This window comes from Flavobacterium sp. OHVDL-2026-0007 (genome assembly GCF_059882335.1).
In genome coordinates this window covers 1065467-1081667 of record NZ_CM187612.1, presented here as the reverse complement: position 1 = coordinate 1081667, position 16201 = coordinate 1065467, and the positions used below count along the sequence as shown (strand labels likewise).

Genomic DNA, 16201 nt, shown 5'->3' with positions numbered 1-16201 from the left:
TGCCTTAATGTGATAAATGATTAAAACTCTTCAACCATAGAATGCTATTAAACTACTTAAATTAAAAAACATGAAATTAAAAACCGATAGAAATTTTAAAGCGATGCTAGTGGTACTACTAGTCGTTTTTAATTTTTCTGCAAAAGCACAATGGGACTTTAAAACGAATTATTTTAAAATTCATATCAACGATAAGGGATTTATCAGTAGTATGAAAAACACCACCGTTACGCCCAACAAAGAGTTTAGTCCGACCGATAAGCCTTCACCATTATTGTCTCTGTATAACACTAAGAAAAATGTGTATTTCAAACCCAATAAAGCCCTTTACAATAAGACCAGTAATGTGCTTACTCTTAGTTATCCTAATGGTTCAACGGCTAAGATTTTATTAGTAGCCAAAGCAAAGTATTTTAAATTGACTTTACAATCGCTAAGTCCTCGTAACGGGGTTGATGATGTTCAATGGGGAAGCATTCATACCAATATCACTAATTTATTTGGAGAGATCATAGGGGTGGCTCGTGATACCACTGAAGTAGGGAATTACGCTATTGGTATGTTGGCTTTAAATGACAATACACTTGGAGGTACCTCAGAAACGATAGCCGATGCAGCGCCTTTTCAATATATTATCCACAGTCCAGATGCTAAGCGTTTTCCATTACCTGCTCATTTACGCGAAGGTCAAGTTTTCTCTCTTGGTGGAGATGGAATCAGTGATGTTGCTTTTTATGCCCATAAGGAGCCTTATTACAGAATTTTGTATGGTAATGCCGCTATGGTGGACAACAAAGGAAGAGTATCACTAAACTACCATTCGCGAGACAGAACTTTCAACAGGGAAGTATTTTATTCCTTAATTCCCCATATGCCAGCCAATATTCCAAACCACATACAAGTGCAGCCATTGCCAGGAGTGGACTATATAGGTTCTTCGGTAGCCTTATGGGGAAGTCCAGATCATACCGCTTTGATGGATGTGGTACAAAACATAGTAGTATCCGAAGGCTTGCCTCATCCTACCATTAAAGGCAAATGGGTGAAAGATCCTGCTGCTTTTGTTCCCGATGCGATCACTAGTGGTGGTTTGTATGATAGTATTATATCGTATACTTCTAGGTTAGGTTTTAAGGCCATCAGTTTATATGATCAAGAATTTTTAAGACCTGATCGTGGTAATAAAGGGTACATTGATGGAAAGAATTTTGAAAAAAAGTCTTTGAAGTTAACAGCTGGTAATAAATCACATAAGGAGTTCTCTGATATGGCTGCGAAATACGGCATTACCATAGGAAGAACACCCATTACAAATGCGTTGGCTCCTGGTACCAAAGATGCAAGTCCGATTCCAAGCGATAGTTTATGCTATCAACAAAAGCGTTTGTTGGCTAATAGTCTTAGTGCAACGGATACTATCATTACAGTGGATGACCCTAAGCATCTTGAAGAAATCGGTAGTTGGGAAGGTCATAGCAAAAATTTGAATATGATCAAAATCGGAAAAGAACTGATTCATTATTTGGGTGTTTCTGATCAAAAACCATATCGCCTTTTAAATGTAAAACGAGGCTATTGGAAAACGACTCCAACAAGTCATCAAGTGAAAGATACAGTATATAAACTTCAGGTGACGATCAATTACGGATACGATGGACTTATTCCAAATATGCAGTTGCAAGATAAAATAGCCCAGTATTATGCTGATGTTGCTTATATCAATGGATTAGGTTATTATGATTTTGACGGTCAAGAGTTTTTGTTTAACAATGGACACGGTTATTATTCTGCAAAACGTTTTTTTAGAAAAATGTTTGAAAGAGCAGCAGAACACAAAATTGCTGATATCCGATTTACAGGGGCTACTTTATCCGAAGGTTCATGGCATTATCAAAGCATCTGGAATGTCGGAGGGGGTAAAAACCTATACGATATTGATACCAGAGAGTGGGGAAGCGCTACGAGTCAAGGTAAGGATTTACGTGATGTAACTTATGCCAACTTTTTTCCAGTAGGTATGGGAGGTAATTTTCCAATTACAGCCAATTCTACAGTGCAACAATACGAACATGTACAGGCCATTTCAGTAGGGATTGGTTCGACATATTCATTGACTCTAAACCAAAAAGATGTTGAAAGTTGTCCTCAGAAAGAAGCTATTTTCAAAGTGATCAGAACTTGGGAAGATGCTCGTGCCGCCAATGCTTTTCCTTTATCCGTAAAGAAAAAATTGGTTGATCCAAAAAAAGATTGGACGCTAGAGAGACTCGATAACAATAGTTGGAAGTTGTGGCAAAAAGTCAATGGAGAGAAAACCAATCCCATTGTACTTAAAAGAGCTAAAGGTTACTAAGGAGAAGTAGTTTTTTTAAAAGGGAATACCCCCTGATAGAATTAAATGATTAATCAAAAGAATTGCAATACTATGTAATTAATGATCTAACGAATTACACTAATGAAATATAAGCATTTATTCCTTTATGGAATATTGTTCGCGCCCTTGGCTACCCTTCAAGCGCAACACAATAAGTATGTAGATTTGTTTATTGGAACCAGCGGAGACAATGGACAAGTCGATCCAGCCGCCTGCGTACCTTATGGTATGGTTCGGGTTTGCCCAGACACAAAACCCAGAAGTCACAGTGGTTACGATTATAGTGTCAATACTATATCTGGATTCTCCATGAACCGTCTATCGGGAATTGGCTGTGGAGGTAACGGGGGAAATTTAAGTATTAAACCTGCAGCAAAGGATACAGAGCTTAAGTTGATAAAAACAACTGAAAAGGCTAGTCCGGGTTATTATACTGTTGCTTTAGACAACGGCGTGAAATCAGAATTGACGGCCACTCAAAATGTGGCAGCAGAACGGTTTTATTTTCCAAAAGGAAAAGAAGGTGTGATGACATTGAATGTAGCCTCTTCTTTTACGGGTATCCGTGAGACCGAATTTAAAGTGGTTTCCGATACGGAAATTGAAGGTTTCGTCAAAACGGGTACCACCTGTGATGCTGGGGAATACAAACTCTATTTTAATCTCAAAACCAGCTGTCCCTTTAAAGAAATAGCACGTACCAAAGAGTTGTTGGAGTTTTCTTTTGATAGTGATAAGACTAAAGCCATAGAGATTCGATTGGCTGTATCTCCTATTGATATGGTAACGGCTCGAGAGGAAAACGAAAGAGTTCGTCCTTTGAGTTTTGAAAAAATAAAAGCAACGGCCCATAATCTATGGGAAGATTTACTGGGTAAGGTTGAGGTAAGGGGAGGAACAGCCGATGATAAAGTTCTTTTTTATACTTCATTATACCGCACTTTTTTGAGTCCGATGAACGCTACTTCTTGGAATAAAAAGTTTTTGGCTACCGATGGAAGCATTCAATCGGCACAAGATTTTACCTATTATAGTTCGTGGTCCATGTGGGATTCGTATCGAACGAAGTTTCCGGTTATTACTTTACTAGAACCAGAAAAGATGAAAGACATGTGTAAGTCACTTAGTCGTCTTTATGTGTATGGAAAAAAGTCATGGGCGACTCCGTTTGAATCTTCCCCTACAGTGCGAACGGAGCATACCATCGCTACTTTACTGGATGCGTACAACAAAGGAATTACGGATATTGATTTGGGATTGGCTTACAATGGCCTTAAAAAAGAGGTGGATGCCTTAGAAATCAAAAGACCCGATCAGGCCTTCGAGACTTGTGTTGATTTATGGTCCATGAGTCAGATTGCTAAAATCGAAGGAAAAACAGAAGATGCTCATGCTTATGGTGAAAAAGCAGATCGTTTGTTTAAGACTACTTGGGAAAAAGAGTTTATGACTCCTGATAATTCATATAGCAAGATGAGAGATAACGGTTTGTATCAGGGATCGCGTTGGCAATACCGCTGGTTGCTACCTCAATACTTAGAAGAAATGGCTAAAAGTGTAGGAGGAAAAGAGAAGTTAGCAGCGCAACTGGAGTATTTTTTCACCAACAGTCTCAATAATCAAGGTAACGAAGTATCGCTTCACGCTCCTTTTATTTTTAATAGTTTAGGACGTCCTGATTTAGCACAACAGGTGGTAACGACGATGCTGACCAAAGAGACTAAACATTTGTATGGTGGGAACGCAGAATATCCTCAACCCATTGTGAGTAGAATTTTTAAAAGGGATCCTAAAGGTTTCCTGCCTGAGATGGATGAAGATGACGGAACGATGAGTTCGTGGTATGTATTGGCTTCAATGGGGCTTTTTCCTGTATCGGTTGGAGAACCTTGGTATGAGGTCACCTCGCCTTTGTTTGATAAGGTAGTGGTAAAACTTGGAGACGGTAAGAAGTTGAAGATTCGAACACACAACAGAAAAGCGACGGATGATAAGATTAAATCCGTGGAATTTAATGGAAATAGCGTAGCTGATTTTAGGCTAGACCATGCGCTATTGGTAAAAGGGGGTGTGTTGAAACTAGCGTATTAGGTCTATGTGCAAAGTCGAAGAACTTTCGATGGACAGGATTAGTAAGTAAGAAACAAATAAAAGAATTAAAAGGAATAAGGATGAAAATTTTAAAATCTATTTTATGCACTGTAGTGTTTGGCGTTCTTAGCCCAAACATGTATGCACAAGCAGGATCAACGGCTAGTGCAACTAATAAAGCTGTGATGTCTATAGAGCACATCCGTTGGGGAAGTAGCAAGAACCCCTTAGAAGGATTAACGGTCACTTGGAGCAGTTCGGGTACGGCCGACAAAATTAAATGGGGGTATACCCAAAGTTATGAGAAGGGTATTTTTACAGCAGTAGTAAGAAAAGGGTATAGTGATAATTTTTTCAATTATACGTTTCCAAAAGCAAAAGCCAATGCCACTATTTATTATCAATTATTTGATTCCCAATCAGGGCTTTGGAGTACAAAAAAAATATACAAAACCGCTCCGCGAATTTCTTCCACGAACTTTTCCTTTTTAGCCATTGGGGATAGTCGTTCGGGTATGAAAATCTGGAACCAAGTGGCTAGTCTTGCCAATAATATAACACCTGATTTTACCATTTTCAGTGGTGATATTGTAAACAATGGCGGGTCAACAGCCGATTGGGAGAATTGGTTTAAAAATGGAAAAACATTTATAGAAAACAATTTGATTTTTCATTCTATGGGTAATCACGATGCAGCAAGTGTACCGACCTATCAAAATGTTTTTGAATTGCCAAAATCAGCACCAGAAAAGGGAACCAATCTGTATTACTCCTTTACCTATGGAGAGGCGCTTTTTATCTCGTTGAATTCAGAAGATGCCGGCAATGAGGAGCAATACAAGTGGTTGGTGAAAACATTGAAGGACAATGCCGATATGAAATGGAAGATTATTTTCTTCCATAGACCTTTTTACACCATAGGAGCACATGCAGGAGAAATGGATCCATATTTTGGTACTTGGTGGAAAGCCTTTGACGATTATGGAGTAGATTTAATTGTGAACGGACATGATCATATGTATGAACGCACTAAGCCCTTGAACAGGAATGTAAGTACAACGGTTCCTGTTGCACAATATGGAAGTGAGCCAGGTCAGGGACGTTGCGAAATTGTTTGCGGTGGAGCTGGTGCACCTCTTTATTCAGGGAAAGCCAATTGGTTCATAGAAGTGTTCCAAAGTAAATACAACCTTTGCAAATTTGATGTGACTAAGAATAGTATTCGCAATACCACCTATGATAATAATGGGAATATTTTAGATAGCTTTTATTTGACTAAAGGCAGCGATGATAAACAGGAAAGCGCAGCAGGAGAAAAATCCGTTGTGAAGGAGTTTTATCCGATGCTGATTACCCCTTACCCCACACTTGATGGATTTGATTTGGAATATAAATCTCCTTATCAAGGTGAAGCGCTAATTAAAATTTACGATAAAAAAGGAAAAGTAATTATCAAGCAAAAGACGAGCAAAACGGATGAAGGATTTAAGTTCACCCAAAATATGTCAAAATACAAGAAAGAGGTATATACCGTAGAAATAACGGTTGGTGGACAGAAAGACAGTTCCTTGTTGATATTGAAACCAGGTGCTTAGAAAATGATTAAGCGAATAGCTTAGCTTTTTTAATTCTAAAAAATAAAGTAAAAATGAAAATAAAAAATATAGAATCAGGGGAAATCGCACGCTGGAATTCAGGGGTAAACCTGTTGCAATGGATTGCACGTCTGGGGGTTTTTGGGACTTTTTTAGGTCATGGTATTGTAGCATTTGGGATGAATCCCAAATGGATACCCTTATTTAAGGGCTTTGGATTTACTGCTGAGCAGGCCATTTTTTTAATGCCTTTTATAGGGATATTAGATATTGTTATAGCTCTTATTGTCTTGGTTTATCCCATTAGAGAAGTGTTGCTTTGGGCCGCCTTATGGGCTTTCCTTACTGCTCTGAGCCGTCCAATTTCAGGAGAACCCTTTGTGGAGTTTATAGAGCGGTCTGCCAATTGGTGTTTGCCATTACTTTTATTTGCGATACTCTCGTTTCAAAAAAAAGTGCAAGCGGATCTAGAATAAAGGAAATAGGGACTACTCAAAAGAGAGAAGTTCAAGACGTCTGGTTCTTTTGGATTAAATGAAAAGGAGAATCAAGACATTGTATTGCTTAAATTAACAAGAGCAGGATAGGAATCAAAACGATCTTATCCTGCTCTTTTTTTTTCTTTTGGATATGTAGCTGCTGTATGGGCTCAGTAATAGAGATCAAATGAGGTCAATTGCCTTCTACCCAGTTTAAGGCTTCGTTAAATTTAGCGGTTTTAAAACCACGGAATTCTCCCGGAACGATATAGCTAAAGCTATTGGTAAAGGAAAGGATATTGTCTGAATCAGAAACGATAGCTGCCCGATCCCATTTGCCAATGCTTTTGAGTCTCAACAGGGCATCTTCCATCCATTCGCTGGTGGTAAAACTGTCAATTTCGTCTTCTACTACCAATAAAAAATTAATTTTCTTCAATTGTGATTCCAAGCGTTCCACTACGGGAATGATGGTAGATTGGTAATCATCTTTGGTTACTGCTCCCATGGCTCTGAAAGCAGCGACATTATCTGGTGCGCTAATTACTTGTATCATGATGTTGCTAATAAATATTACTAATTGCTATAAGTAGTGAAAAACGACAAAACGGTCATCCCTTCACAAGAGTTATACTACGCTTAAATGTAAATAGTTAGGAGCTATTTTTTGTTACATTTTAAGGGCTAAATATTACAAAATAACGATGCGAGTTGCTTCCATAATGGACATCTGATCTAAAATCGGTTCTAGGGATTTGTTTAAAGTCTTGAAAATAAATATTTTGTGTTGTAATCTTAGCCTTGTTAGATACTGTAGATTTGTAATTAGTTCTTAATTTTGTAGTAGAAAGCAATGATGATCAATGAGGTTGTAAAAATTAATTGAAATGCAAGTATAATTAATTTAAGATACAGGTTTATGAGCGCAGATAGAGCCATAATCGAAAAGTTGTTATCGGGAGCAGGCATTACCATAAACGGTCCCGAGTCCTATGACATCCAAGTGCAAAACCCAAAGTTTTACAGTCGTGTGATACGTGATGGTTCAATCGGCTTAGGGGAAAGTTATATGGAAGGTTGGTGGGAGTGTCAAGCGCTGGATCAATTTTTCTTTCTGCTTTTTTCTAAACAAACCGAAAAGGAATTCTCCTCTGGATTTCTGCTTAAGTTGCATATCATCAAAGCCAAACTTTTTAATCTTCAGACCAAGTCAAAAGCGCTTAGCGCTATAGCGAGTCATTATGATATTGGGAACGATTTATTCTCCAAAATGCTGGATCCCTTAATGATGTATTCCTGCGGCTATTGGAATGGGGTGACCACATTAAAAGAGGCACAAGAGCAAAAATTAAAACTGATCTGCGAGAAAATGCATCTCCAACCCGGTCAAAGGGTATTGGATATCGGTTGTGGATGGGGAGGTTTTGCCTATTATGCAGCCAAGCATTATCAGGTAAAGGTTATTGGCATTACCTTGTCCAAAGAACAGCAAGAAATCGCTATCCAACGCTGTGAGGGTTTGGAAGTCGAGATTAGATTTCAGGATTACAGAGATGTGCAGGAGCAATTTGATCGTATCGTATCCATTGGGATGTTGGAACATGTGGGCTATAAAAACTACAAAGCCTTTATGGAAGTAGTGAGCCGGAACCTAACTGATGAAGGCATTTGCTTGTTGCATTTTATTGCAGGTAATGAAACAGAACTGGCCATTGACCCTTGGATTCATAAATATATTTTTCCTAATGGCGTGATCCCTTCGATGGCCCAGATAGGTAAAGCCATGGAAAAACAATTAATCTTCGAAGATTTGCAAAATATAGGACTACACTATGACAATACACTAATGGCATGGCAGCAAAATTTTGTAAGCGCTTGGGAGACACTCCAAGGAAAGTACAGTGCTGTTTTTTATAGAATGTGGAACTACTACCTCTGTAGCTCGGCTGCTTCTTTCCGATCTCGTCGTCTGAATCTCTGGCAGCTTATCGTGAGAAAACCAGGTCCGCTTGCCGCCTACAAACCAGTGCGTTTTGAGTAGTAAAGAGGCACTGTCTAAGTGCGAATATTAGTTTTTTAACTCGTTTTAAGGGAGGGCTATAAGAGTTGTTTTACAAGGGATTACAGCTTGTTATAAAGTTGTAAAATCGATGTGAAATTCTGTAATAATTCAAGACATAAGTACTGTAATTTTATTAGGTTCTACTAGGATAGGTAAAGCACAGAAAAACGGTTTTCTGGTGTTTTTAGGTATTTAAGAACTAGGTATTAAATGTAACAGTAAAAACGATGACACAAATAGCAAAAAGAAGAAATGGAGATGGAGCATTTCCATTTCTAAGAAACGATTTCCTAACCAACAGGTCTTTTACTTCAGACCTATTTGATTTTGATGATGCTTTTTTTAATGGCAGGATGAATGTTCCGCCAGTGAATATCGCCGAGACCCATGATCAATTCAGATTAGAGCTTTCTGTTCCAGGGATGAATAAAGACGATTTTAAGGTAGATATTGAACAAGGTATACTCACCATTAGTAGTGAGCGGGAAGAAGAACATACTGAAAATACTAAAGAGTATAAACGTCAAGAGTTTTCTTACAGTAGTTTTTCGAGAAGCTTTACTTTACCCGATAATGCAGATGAAAATAAAATCAATGCAAAATATGACAATGGAGTGCTACAAGTAACCATTAACAAAAAAGACGTAAGCTTGTCTCAACCAAAAAAACAGATTAAGGTTTCTTAATCACAAAACCAGGACTAAAAAACAAGTCCTGGTTTTTTTGTGAGCAGTCCTTAGTATAAAAAAAAGCTAATCCTATTAGTTTTTAAAACTCTTTTTTATAGATAATAAGAGTGCCTTATCTACAGCTTTACTTAAAGGTATAAATCTCATGCTATTGTTTTACCCCTACGCGATAATGTTTTTCCGAATTGGCCGTTTGAAAGGCAGAGCAGAGTTCTTCTAAATAAAACTCTTGCCCAACCAATAGCTCAAAAGGATACTGGGCATGGTGATTCGCCACAAAGTCCATAGCAAAGCCAAGATCATTGGGCGTATAATGTTGCAGCCCTTTTACAGTCAAAAGATGCTTTTGGATTAGTTCGGCATTTATTGGTGTGGCCATCTGTTCATAGGAACTACCAACCCATACAGCGGTTCCAGCAGTACTGAGTAGCTCAAGTCCTTTTTCCATGAAGGAAGAGTTGCCACTAGTATCGATAACAACATCAATTTTTTCTCTGAAAAGAAATGCAGATTTGATTTCAGAGGTCGATAATCTACTATCAATAAGTTTGTTGGCACCAAATCTTTTAGCAAACTCCAAACGCTCTTGATGGTTATCCATCACCATAACATGTCGAGCACCACCTTCCTTGGCCATGGCGCTGGCGGATAAACCCAGTATACCGGTTCCCGTAATGAGTACATTTTTATCTTTTAAGTAGCCAGTGAGTCGCAAGGCTGCTGCAATGGTGGCGTGGGCACAGTTTAATGGGGCTGCTTGCTTGGGACTTAAAAAGGAGGGTAGTTTGAAAATGATGGTTCCTTTCTTTAATACACAATGGGTCGCAAATCCTCCATATAATTCGTTCTGAGCTGAGGTACTGTTATCTGGGTAATGGTAAAGGGTCTCTGATTTTGCAGCCTGTCCTTTTTTACTCCTGTCCTTTTTTGTGTCATGAGTATATAGGCTCCAGGTAATGAGATCTCCTTTGCTCAATAGATGACCGTTATAATCGATATTGATTTTTTTTCCTTTAGAGACAATTTCTCCGATGATCTCATGACCTAAAATACAGGGATGATTCGAACTGTGTTTTCCGGTGTAGACATGGAGATCGCTGGTGCAGATTGTGGTATAAACAATACGGACCAGTACTTCATTGATGCCAATATTGTTTAGCTGGATAGGCTTATTTTCGAATGGTTGGCCTTGGGCAGTAAACACCATTGCTCTGGCTTCTGTTGTCATTAAGTTTGATATTTATTTACTATTTGTAATAATTGGCTTTTTAATAGGATCCGTATGCCTACGCTTTGTTTCTGTAAGATTACTATCCTAAGTTTTATTTTATTCTCCGTGTAAACCCCACCAAAAACAATGCTTTAGACAGGAATAAAGAAGAGTCAACAAGCTGTATGGTTCTCCTTTTCAAAAATACTGGGTTTTTTGTTAGTAGAAAAAAATATTCACTATTTGTAAACTTTATTAATGGTTATTTTACATTTAGTTAATTTGATTGTTCAATAAGCGTACTATTTTTGCTAAAAATTAATATGAATCGGATGCCAAGGGAAAATGAAAAATTTACAAATAGTAAAAAAGTATTGGTCGATGACAAGAAGAGCAGTGGAGAGCATCCATAACGTAGAACCAAGACTCCAGAGTTGCAGATCGATTTAGAACCCCTAAAGGAAGAGCAGGATAAAAAATAAAGAATGAAAATAACAAAAGGGAAGTATTCGCTGTTTTGAAGCAAGTCCCTGCTAAAGTAATTAAACATAAAACCACACTATAAACGAACCAAATAAAAAAGCCTATGAAGTAATTTTTTTCAAAATTGAGGAATCACTAGTTAACAAAAAACCGGAAAAAGATGATAACACTTTCCGATTCTAAAGGGTGATTGATAATTAAAAATAATAAAGCGTAAACTAATTCACAGATGTATAAACTAATTCTTCTCTCTTACGATATAGTCCTCGAGTAGTACATCCGCAATAAGGAAGTCTCTATGATCTTCCAGCTTGGATGCTCCAATCAATAGTCCAAACAGTAGTATTAAGTAAAGTGTTCCTGAATCTTAAAAAAAAAGATATGGGAATGTTAAGAGGATTATTGTGTCTATTAAGATCGCAACAGGCCGTATAAAGAGATCTAGTTCGGGAGACCAGAGGTAATCAACAAGCTATAGTTAGAGTGAGTTTAGCATCAGGTATAGTAGAACAGGGGGAGTTCTTATAGTGTTAAATAAAGCATTTAAATAAGCCACTCTACTATACTGTTGTTTTGGATAATCCTAACGAATTAGATTAATAATAAAAGGAGAAGAATTAAAAAAGGAATAACCATATGAATAGTAATCAAACCAAGAATAAAAAGATGAAAGTAAAACAAATTATGGGACAAATTAAATTAAGAATTAGTCTTGTTTCTCTATTGCTCGTTGTAGCGGTAGTAGTTTTATCCTGTAGTGCGGACAATGGAGCTGCAGTGACAGGACCCGATACCCGCTTAGAGGGAAAGGACAAAGTGCTTGTTTTTCACAACAATCCTAACACTACTAAACCTTATACGTCGACGGAAACCAATTCTATAAGCTATGATCCTGCAAAAGAAGAACGTTACAATCAATGTCAACCAATCAAACTAGCGATCTGGACCCAGCAAAAACCAGAAAAGATTGTCGTAACCAAACAAGGCAGCAAAGAAGAAGTAACCAACATCGTGAACTTCATCAGAAATGACCGCCCTGAGGCATCCGACTATAAAGAAGGATACGGATATGAGGGTACTTGGATTACCACTCCAGCTTCCTTAGGGATAAAAGCAAATGAATCGGCTACTTACGATATTACCGTAACTTATAATGATGTGGGGATTGATGGCTTTATGACGCCATCGGTAAGAAGCACCACTTTTAAAATTAGTTATTACGATGATGGTAAGGCCTGTATCGATCTCAATAAAGATTTGGTAGGGGATTGGCGATTTGATTTGGCTACTGATTTAACCAAAGCAACTAAAGGCAAGAATCTAGTGTTAGCTGGTGGTAAGATACAAACGGCAGTTGAAGGAATAACAGCAACAGATGGAGCATCATTAATTGACCTAGGAAGTTGGTATGAAATGAATCATGGTCTTTCGGCTACAGGCGGAGGAACAAAGGTGAACGATTATACTTTAATAATGGACATTAATGTGCCTTCTACTTCAGCAGGTCACTATGTGAATCTACTACAACCAAGGGAAGCTAATGATGCAGATGGTTCTCTTTATATTAATCCATCCTTAGGCTTCTGGTTCAATGGAGGACCAAGTAGTTGGGCCGGGACTATAAGAGTGAATACATGGCATAGAATTGTAATCTCTAAAGAATCACCTAATCTTCTTTTGTATGTGGATGGCGTAGAAATTATGTCGAGTCCGACTCTGGGATCTCTAGATGGTAAAAATGCTTTAAGTACAGCTAAGCTTTTATTGTTTGCCGATAATGGTGGAGAAGATTATCCGATCAAAGTGTCTCAAGTGATGCTGTTTAACAAAGGGTTTATTGGGGATCATATTAAAAAGTTTCCAAAGGTTGGAGTGCAATTTTAATCCATTAAAAAGACGATAAGAAGCACTTATTTAAAATTAAGATAATGATCTGATTAATTTATAACAGGATCAGCTTATTTCAATAAGTACTTTAATTAATAAAGCTAAAATCTTACTATGAAAAAAACAAATAATTTTAGGTGTAGTCCACTAGAAGTGTATCATTTAAAAGCCAAAACTATAGGTTTTGTGTTCTGCGCTATGCTGTTGCAGACGCAAGCCAATGCTACAATTGCAGTTCGAAGCAAAAAAAGTAATACAATACAACAGCAACAACAAAATGAAATTTCGGGTATTGTGACCGATAAAGCTGGAATGCCATTACCAGGAGTCAATATCCTGGTGGAGGGGACCAAAAATGTTGTGACTACGGATTTAGACGGTAGATATAACATTAAGGCGACTAAAGGGAATGTTTTGGTTTTCTCTTATATGGGGACCAAAACACAAAAAGTGGTCGTAGGCAGCGCCGCTTTGGTCAATATCGTACTAGAAGACGACAACCAACTAGATGAGGTGGTGGTAGTAGGTTATGGTGTTAAAAAGAAAGTGAATCTTTCAGGAGCAGTAGCCCAAGTAGGTACGGAGTATTTTGAGAGTAGACCTGTACTAAGTGTGGGACAAGCCTTGCAAGGTGCCGTTGGAAATTTAAATGTTACGCCAGCAGGAAATCCAGGGGCTACGGCTAGTTTTAATATTAGAGGGATTAATTCCCTTTCAGGGGGTGAGCCTTTGATTGTGATTGATGGGATAGCCGCTACTCAAAATGATTTGGGGAGAATGAATCCAAACGACATTGCTTCGGTATCGGTTTTAAAAGATGCTGCTTCTGCTTCTATTTACGGATCTAGAGCTTCTTTTGGGGTGATTTTAGTGACCACCAAAAATGCCACAACGGATAAGTTGAAGGTGACCATCAATACCAATACCAGTATGAGAACTATTGGTAGAGGGCCAGAATATGAAATGGATCCTTTTAAGGTGGCGAGTTTTAAAGATGTTATGGCAGTGCCGTGGTACGATTTATACTCTGATGAGTCTTTGGATTATGCCAAAAAAGTAAGTGAAGGATTGGTTCCGGCTACTCGAATCGATCCGTCTAAACCAGAACTGTATCAATATTTTCATCAGACCAATTGGAGGGATATACTGCTTAAGAAAACAGCCTTTACTAAAACGATGAATATGAACATATCGCAGAAGACAGAGAAGGGGAGTTTTTATATTGGCGTGGAGAGTGTCAACAGCGAAGGATTGTATGCCTACAATACCGATATTCTTAAAAGATACAATCTAAGAACCAAAGGGACTTATCAACTAGCGGATTGGCTTACCTTAAGTAATAACACTTGGATTTATAGCAATGATTACGACGAGTCTAATGCAACGGGTTCTGGATTTATAGGGGAAGTGAATACCCGCTTTACTTTAGATCCCTTATTTAATCCCGACGGCTCTCATACTTACAGTTACGCCCGTACTATTGGACGTTTAGAAGCTGGAAATTATGATACTGCGGAAAATACCTATCAATCGAAGTTTGCAGCGGACATGAAGTTTTTTAAAGATAAATTAAAAATAACAGCTGATGCAAGTTTTAAAAGATTAAACCGTTTGCGTGAGGCCTATGATACTCCTGTGAGTTATTCAGATGGTCCGGGTCGTACGTTAATAACGGGAAGCACCACGCCTTGGGCAAGTTTTAACAATTGGTATGAAAACACCAACACTTATAACCTTTTTGGAACCTTTACCCATACTTTCAAAGGCAAGCATTATTTCGATATACTAGGGGGATACAATCAAGAAGATTTTAGTTATAACAATATCAATGGAAGTAAAACAGAGTTGATTTCAACAGATTTACCTACAGTGAATTTGGCAACGGGTATACCTGTAGTAGGGCAATCCAAATCGGCTTGGGCTGTACAAGGGCTTTTTTATCGATTGAATTATATTTATGATGATAAATATATCTTTGAGTACAATGGACGTTATGATGGAAGTTCTCGTTTTCCTAAAAAGGACCGTTGGGTATTTAATCAATCCGCTTCTTTGTCTTGGATTGTTTCCAAAGAGAATTTCTTAAAAGAGAATTCAACTATTGAATTGTTGAAGTTCAGAGGTTCTTATGGAACCTTGGGGAACCAAAATGTGGGAGCTTATCCGTATATCGCTAATTTAAAAAGCGCTCAAACATCTGCCTTAATTGGGGGTAAGCCGGTAACCTATGTATCCAGCCCTGGTTTGGTATCTCCTACGTTAACCTGGGAGACTATCAAAACAATTAATGGTGGAGTTGACTTAGCTTTTCTTCACAATAGATTAACCTCCAGTTTTGATTACTACCACCGATATACTCTTGACATGTTAACTTCAGGAAAGGAATTACCAGGAGTACTTGGAACAGGAGTGCCTACAGAAAATGCAGCCGACTTACTCACTAAAGGATGGGAGTTTGAATTGGGATGGCGTGATCAATTTGCTGTAGCCGGTAGTGATTTTAAGTATGGGATAAAAGTGAACTTAAGTGATAGTAAATCGATTATTAAAAAGTTTGACAATCCAACAGGCAGTCTTGGCCAGTATTATGTAGGACAAGAAATTGGTGAGATATGGGGATTTGTTACTGATGGCTATTACCAGACACAAGAAGAAATTGATTTTGGTCCAGACAATACAGACGTAGCTTCTTACCCAAGTACACGTCCTACTTTACCTGGAGATAATAAATTCACGGATTTAAATGGGGATGGTAAAATAAGCTTTGGGGATAAGACCTTGGCCAATCCTGGAGATCGTAAGATAATAGGGAATGGAGCGGCACACTATAATTTTGGTATTGATTTAAATGGTAGTTGGAAAAATTTCGATTTAAGAGCTTTTTTTCAAGGTGTTGGAAAAAGAGATTATTATCCTGAAGGCTGGGGTGGTTCTAGACAATATTTTTGGTCTGCCTTTGCTACGCCATGGGGTAGTGTGACCAAAGAGAATTATAACAACCACTGGACGCCAACAAACAGAGATGCGTTTTATCCAAGACCTAAATCATATGTAGCGGAAGGACCTTTTGCTGAAGCAGGTTTGACACAAACACGTTGGTTGCAAGACGCCTCTTATATCAGAATGAAAAACATTACCCTTGGTTATACGCTTCCTGGTGAAACATTACAGAAAGTGGGTGTGGACAATCTGAGAATTTATTTTAGTGGGGAGAATTTATTTGAATTTACCAAATTGTTCAAGTATTTGGATCCTGAGAATCTAGAAGGAGATGGGTATCCATTTCAAAGAACCTTTTCATTAGGGCTTTCCTTAACCTTTTAATCAAACA

At 38.1% G+C, this 16201-nt stretch carries 10 protein-coding genes; 8 read left to right on the top strand and 2 right to left on the bottom strand.

Features of this window, described 5'->3' with window-relative positions:
• Window positions 1-70 precede the first annotated feature (70 nt).
• From AC51AA_RS04440 to AC51AA_RS04425, 4 genes are all read left to right on the top strand, one after another.
• Entirely contained in the window at window positions 71-2353 is a 2283-nt protein-coding gene (locus AC51AA_RS04440; RefSeq protein WP_500704520.1) for a hypothetical protein, read from the top strand.
• A 102-nt stretch (window positions 2354-2455) separates the two neighbouring features.
• Window positions 2456-4465, top strand: a complete 2010-nt coding sequence (locus AC51AA_RS04435; RefSeq protein WP_500704519.1) for a glycoside hydrolase domain-containing protein — start codon at window positions 2456-2458, stop codon at window positions 4463-4465.
• A gap of 80 nt (window positions 4466-4545) precedes the next feature.
• The gene (locus AC51AA_RS04430) at window positions 4546-6060 is read left to right on the top strand and encodes a metallophosphoesterase (RefSeq protein ID WP_500704518.1); all 1515 of its coding nucleotides are present in this window, start codon (window positions 4546-4548) and stop codon (window positions 6058-6060) included.
• A 53-nt stretch (window positions 6061-6113) separates the two neighbouring features.
• Window positions 6114-6536 (top strand): hypothetical protein, encoded by a 423-nt coding sequence (locus AC51AA_RS04425; protein ID WP_500704517.1) that lies wholly within the window; start codon window positions 6114-6116, stop codon window positions 6534-6536.
• 196 nt (window positions 6537-6732) lie between these two features.
• Here AC51AA_RS04425 and AC51AA_RS04420 read toward each other — a convergent pair whose 3' ends face one another.
• The gene (locus AC51AA_RS04420) at window positions 6733-7095 is read right to left on the bottom strand and encodes a SpoIIAA family protein (RefSeq protein WP_500704516.1); all 363 of its coding nucleotides are present in this window, start codon (window positions 7093-7095) and stop codon (window positions 6733-6735) included.
• Window positions 7096-7458: 363 nt separating this feature from the next.
• Between AC51AA_RS04420 and cfa the strand changes: the two genes are divergently transcribed.
• Entirely contained in the window at window positions 7459-8580 is a 1122-nt protein-coding gene (gene cfa, locus AC51AA_RS04415; protein ID WP_500704515.1) for a cyclopropane fatty acyl phospholipid synthase, read from the top strand.
• A gap of 248 nt (window positions 8581-8828) precedes the next feature.
• On the top strand, window positions 8829-9287 hold the full coding sequence (locus tag AC51AA_RS04410) for an Hsp20/alpha crystallin family protein (protein ID WP_500704514.1): 459 nt from the start codon (window positions 8829-8831) through the stop codon (window positions 9285-9287).
• Between the two features lie 151 nt (window positions 9288-9438).
• Here AC51AA_RS04410 and AC51AA_RS04405 read toward each other — a convergent pair whose 3' ends face one another.
• Complete coding sequence (locus AC51AA_RS04405; protein WP_500704513.1) at window positions 9439-10518, bottom strand: zinc-binding dehydrogenase; 1080 nt, start codon at window positions 10516-10518, stop codon at window positions 9439-9441.
• 1101 nt (window positions 10519-11619) lie between these two features.
• Between AC51AA_RS04405 and AC51AA_RS04400 the strand changes: the two genes are divergently transcribed.
• Both AC51AA_RS04400 and AC51AA_RS04395 read left to right on the top strand, forming a co-directional pair.
• On the top strand, window positions 11620-12867 hold the full coding sequence (locus AC51AA_RS04400) for a LamG domain-containing protein (RefSeq protein WP_500704512.1): 1248 nt from the start codon (window positions 11620-11622) through the stop codon (window positions 12865-12867).
• A gap of 117 nt (window positions 12868-12984) precedes the next feature.
• Window positions 12985-16194 (top strand): SusC/RagA family TonB-linked outer membrane protein, encoded by a 3210-nt coding sequence (locus tag AC51AA_RS04395; RefSeq protein WP_500704511.1) that lies wholly within the window; start codon window positions 12985-12987, stop codon window positions 16192-16194.
• Window positions 16195-16201: the final 7 nt, after the last annotated feature.

Excerpts from the sequence above, each read along its gene's own strand:
- AC51AA_RS04395 (WP_500704511.1), top strand. The coding sequence starts at position 12,985 with ATGAAAAAAACAAATAATTTTAGGTGTAGTCCACTAGAAGTGTATCAT.
- AC51AA_RS04430 (WP_500704518.1), top strand. The coding sequence starts at position 4,546 with ATGAAAATTTTAAAATCTATTTTATGCACTGTAGTGTTTGGCGTTCTT.
- AC51AA_RS04435 (WP_500704519.1), top strand. The coding sequence starts at position 2,456 with ATGAAATATAAGCATTTATTCCTTTATGGAATATTGTTCGCGCCCTTG.
- AC51AA_RS04425 (WP_500704517.1), top strand. The coding sequence starts at position 6,114 with ATGAAAATAAAAAATATAGAATCAGGGGAAATCGCACGCTGGAATTCA.
- cfa (WP_500704515.1), top strand. The coding sequence starts at position 7,459 with ATGAGCGCAGATAGAGCCATAATCGAAAAGTTGTTATCGGGAGCAGGC.
- AC51AA_RS04405 (WP_500704513.1), bottom strand. The coding sequence starts at position 10,518 with ATGACAACAGAAGCCAGAGCAATGGTGTTTACTGCCCAAGGCCAACCA.
- AC51AA_RS04410 (WP_500704514.1), top strand. The coding sequence starts at position 8,829 with ATGACACAAATAGCAAAAAGAAGAAATGGAGATGGAGCATTTCCATTT.
- AC51AA_RS04420 (WP_500704516.1), bottom strand. The coding sequence starts at position 7,095 with ATGATACAAGTAATTAGCGCACCAGATAATGTCGCTGCTTTCAGAGCC.
- AC51AA_RS04440 (WP_500704520.1), top strand. The coding sequence starts at position 71 with ATGAAATTAAAAACCGATAGAAATTTTAAAGCGATGCTAGTGGTACTA.
- AC51AA_RS04400 (WP_500704512.1), top strand. The coding sequence starts at position 11,620 with ATGAATAGTAATCAAACCAAGAATAAAAAGATGAAAGTAAAACAAATT.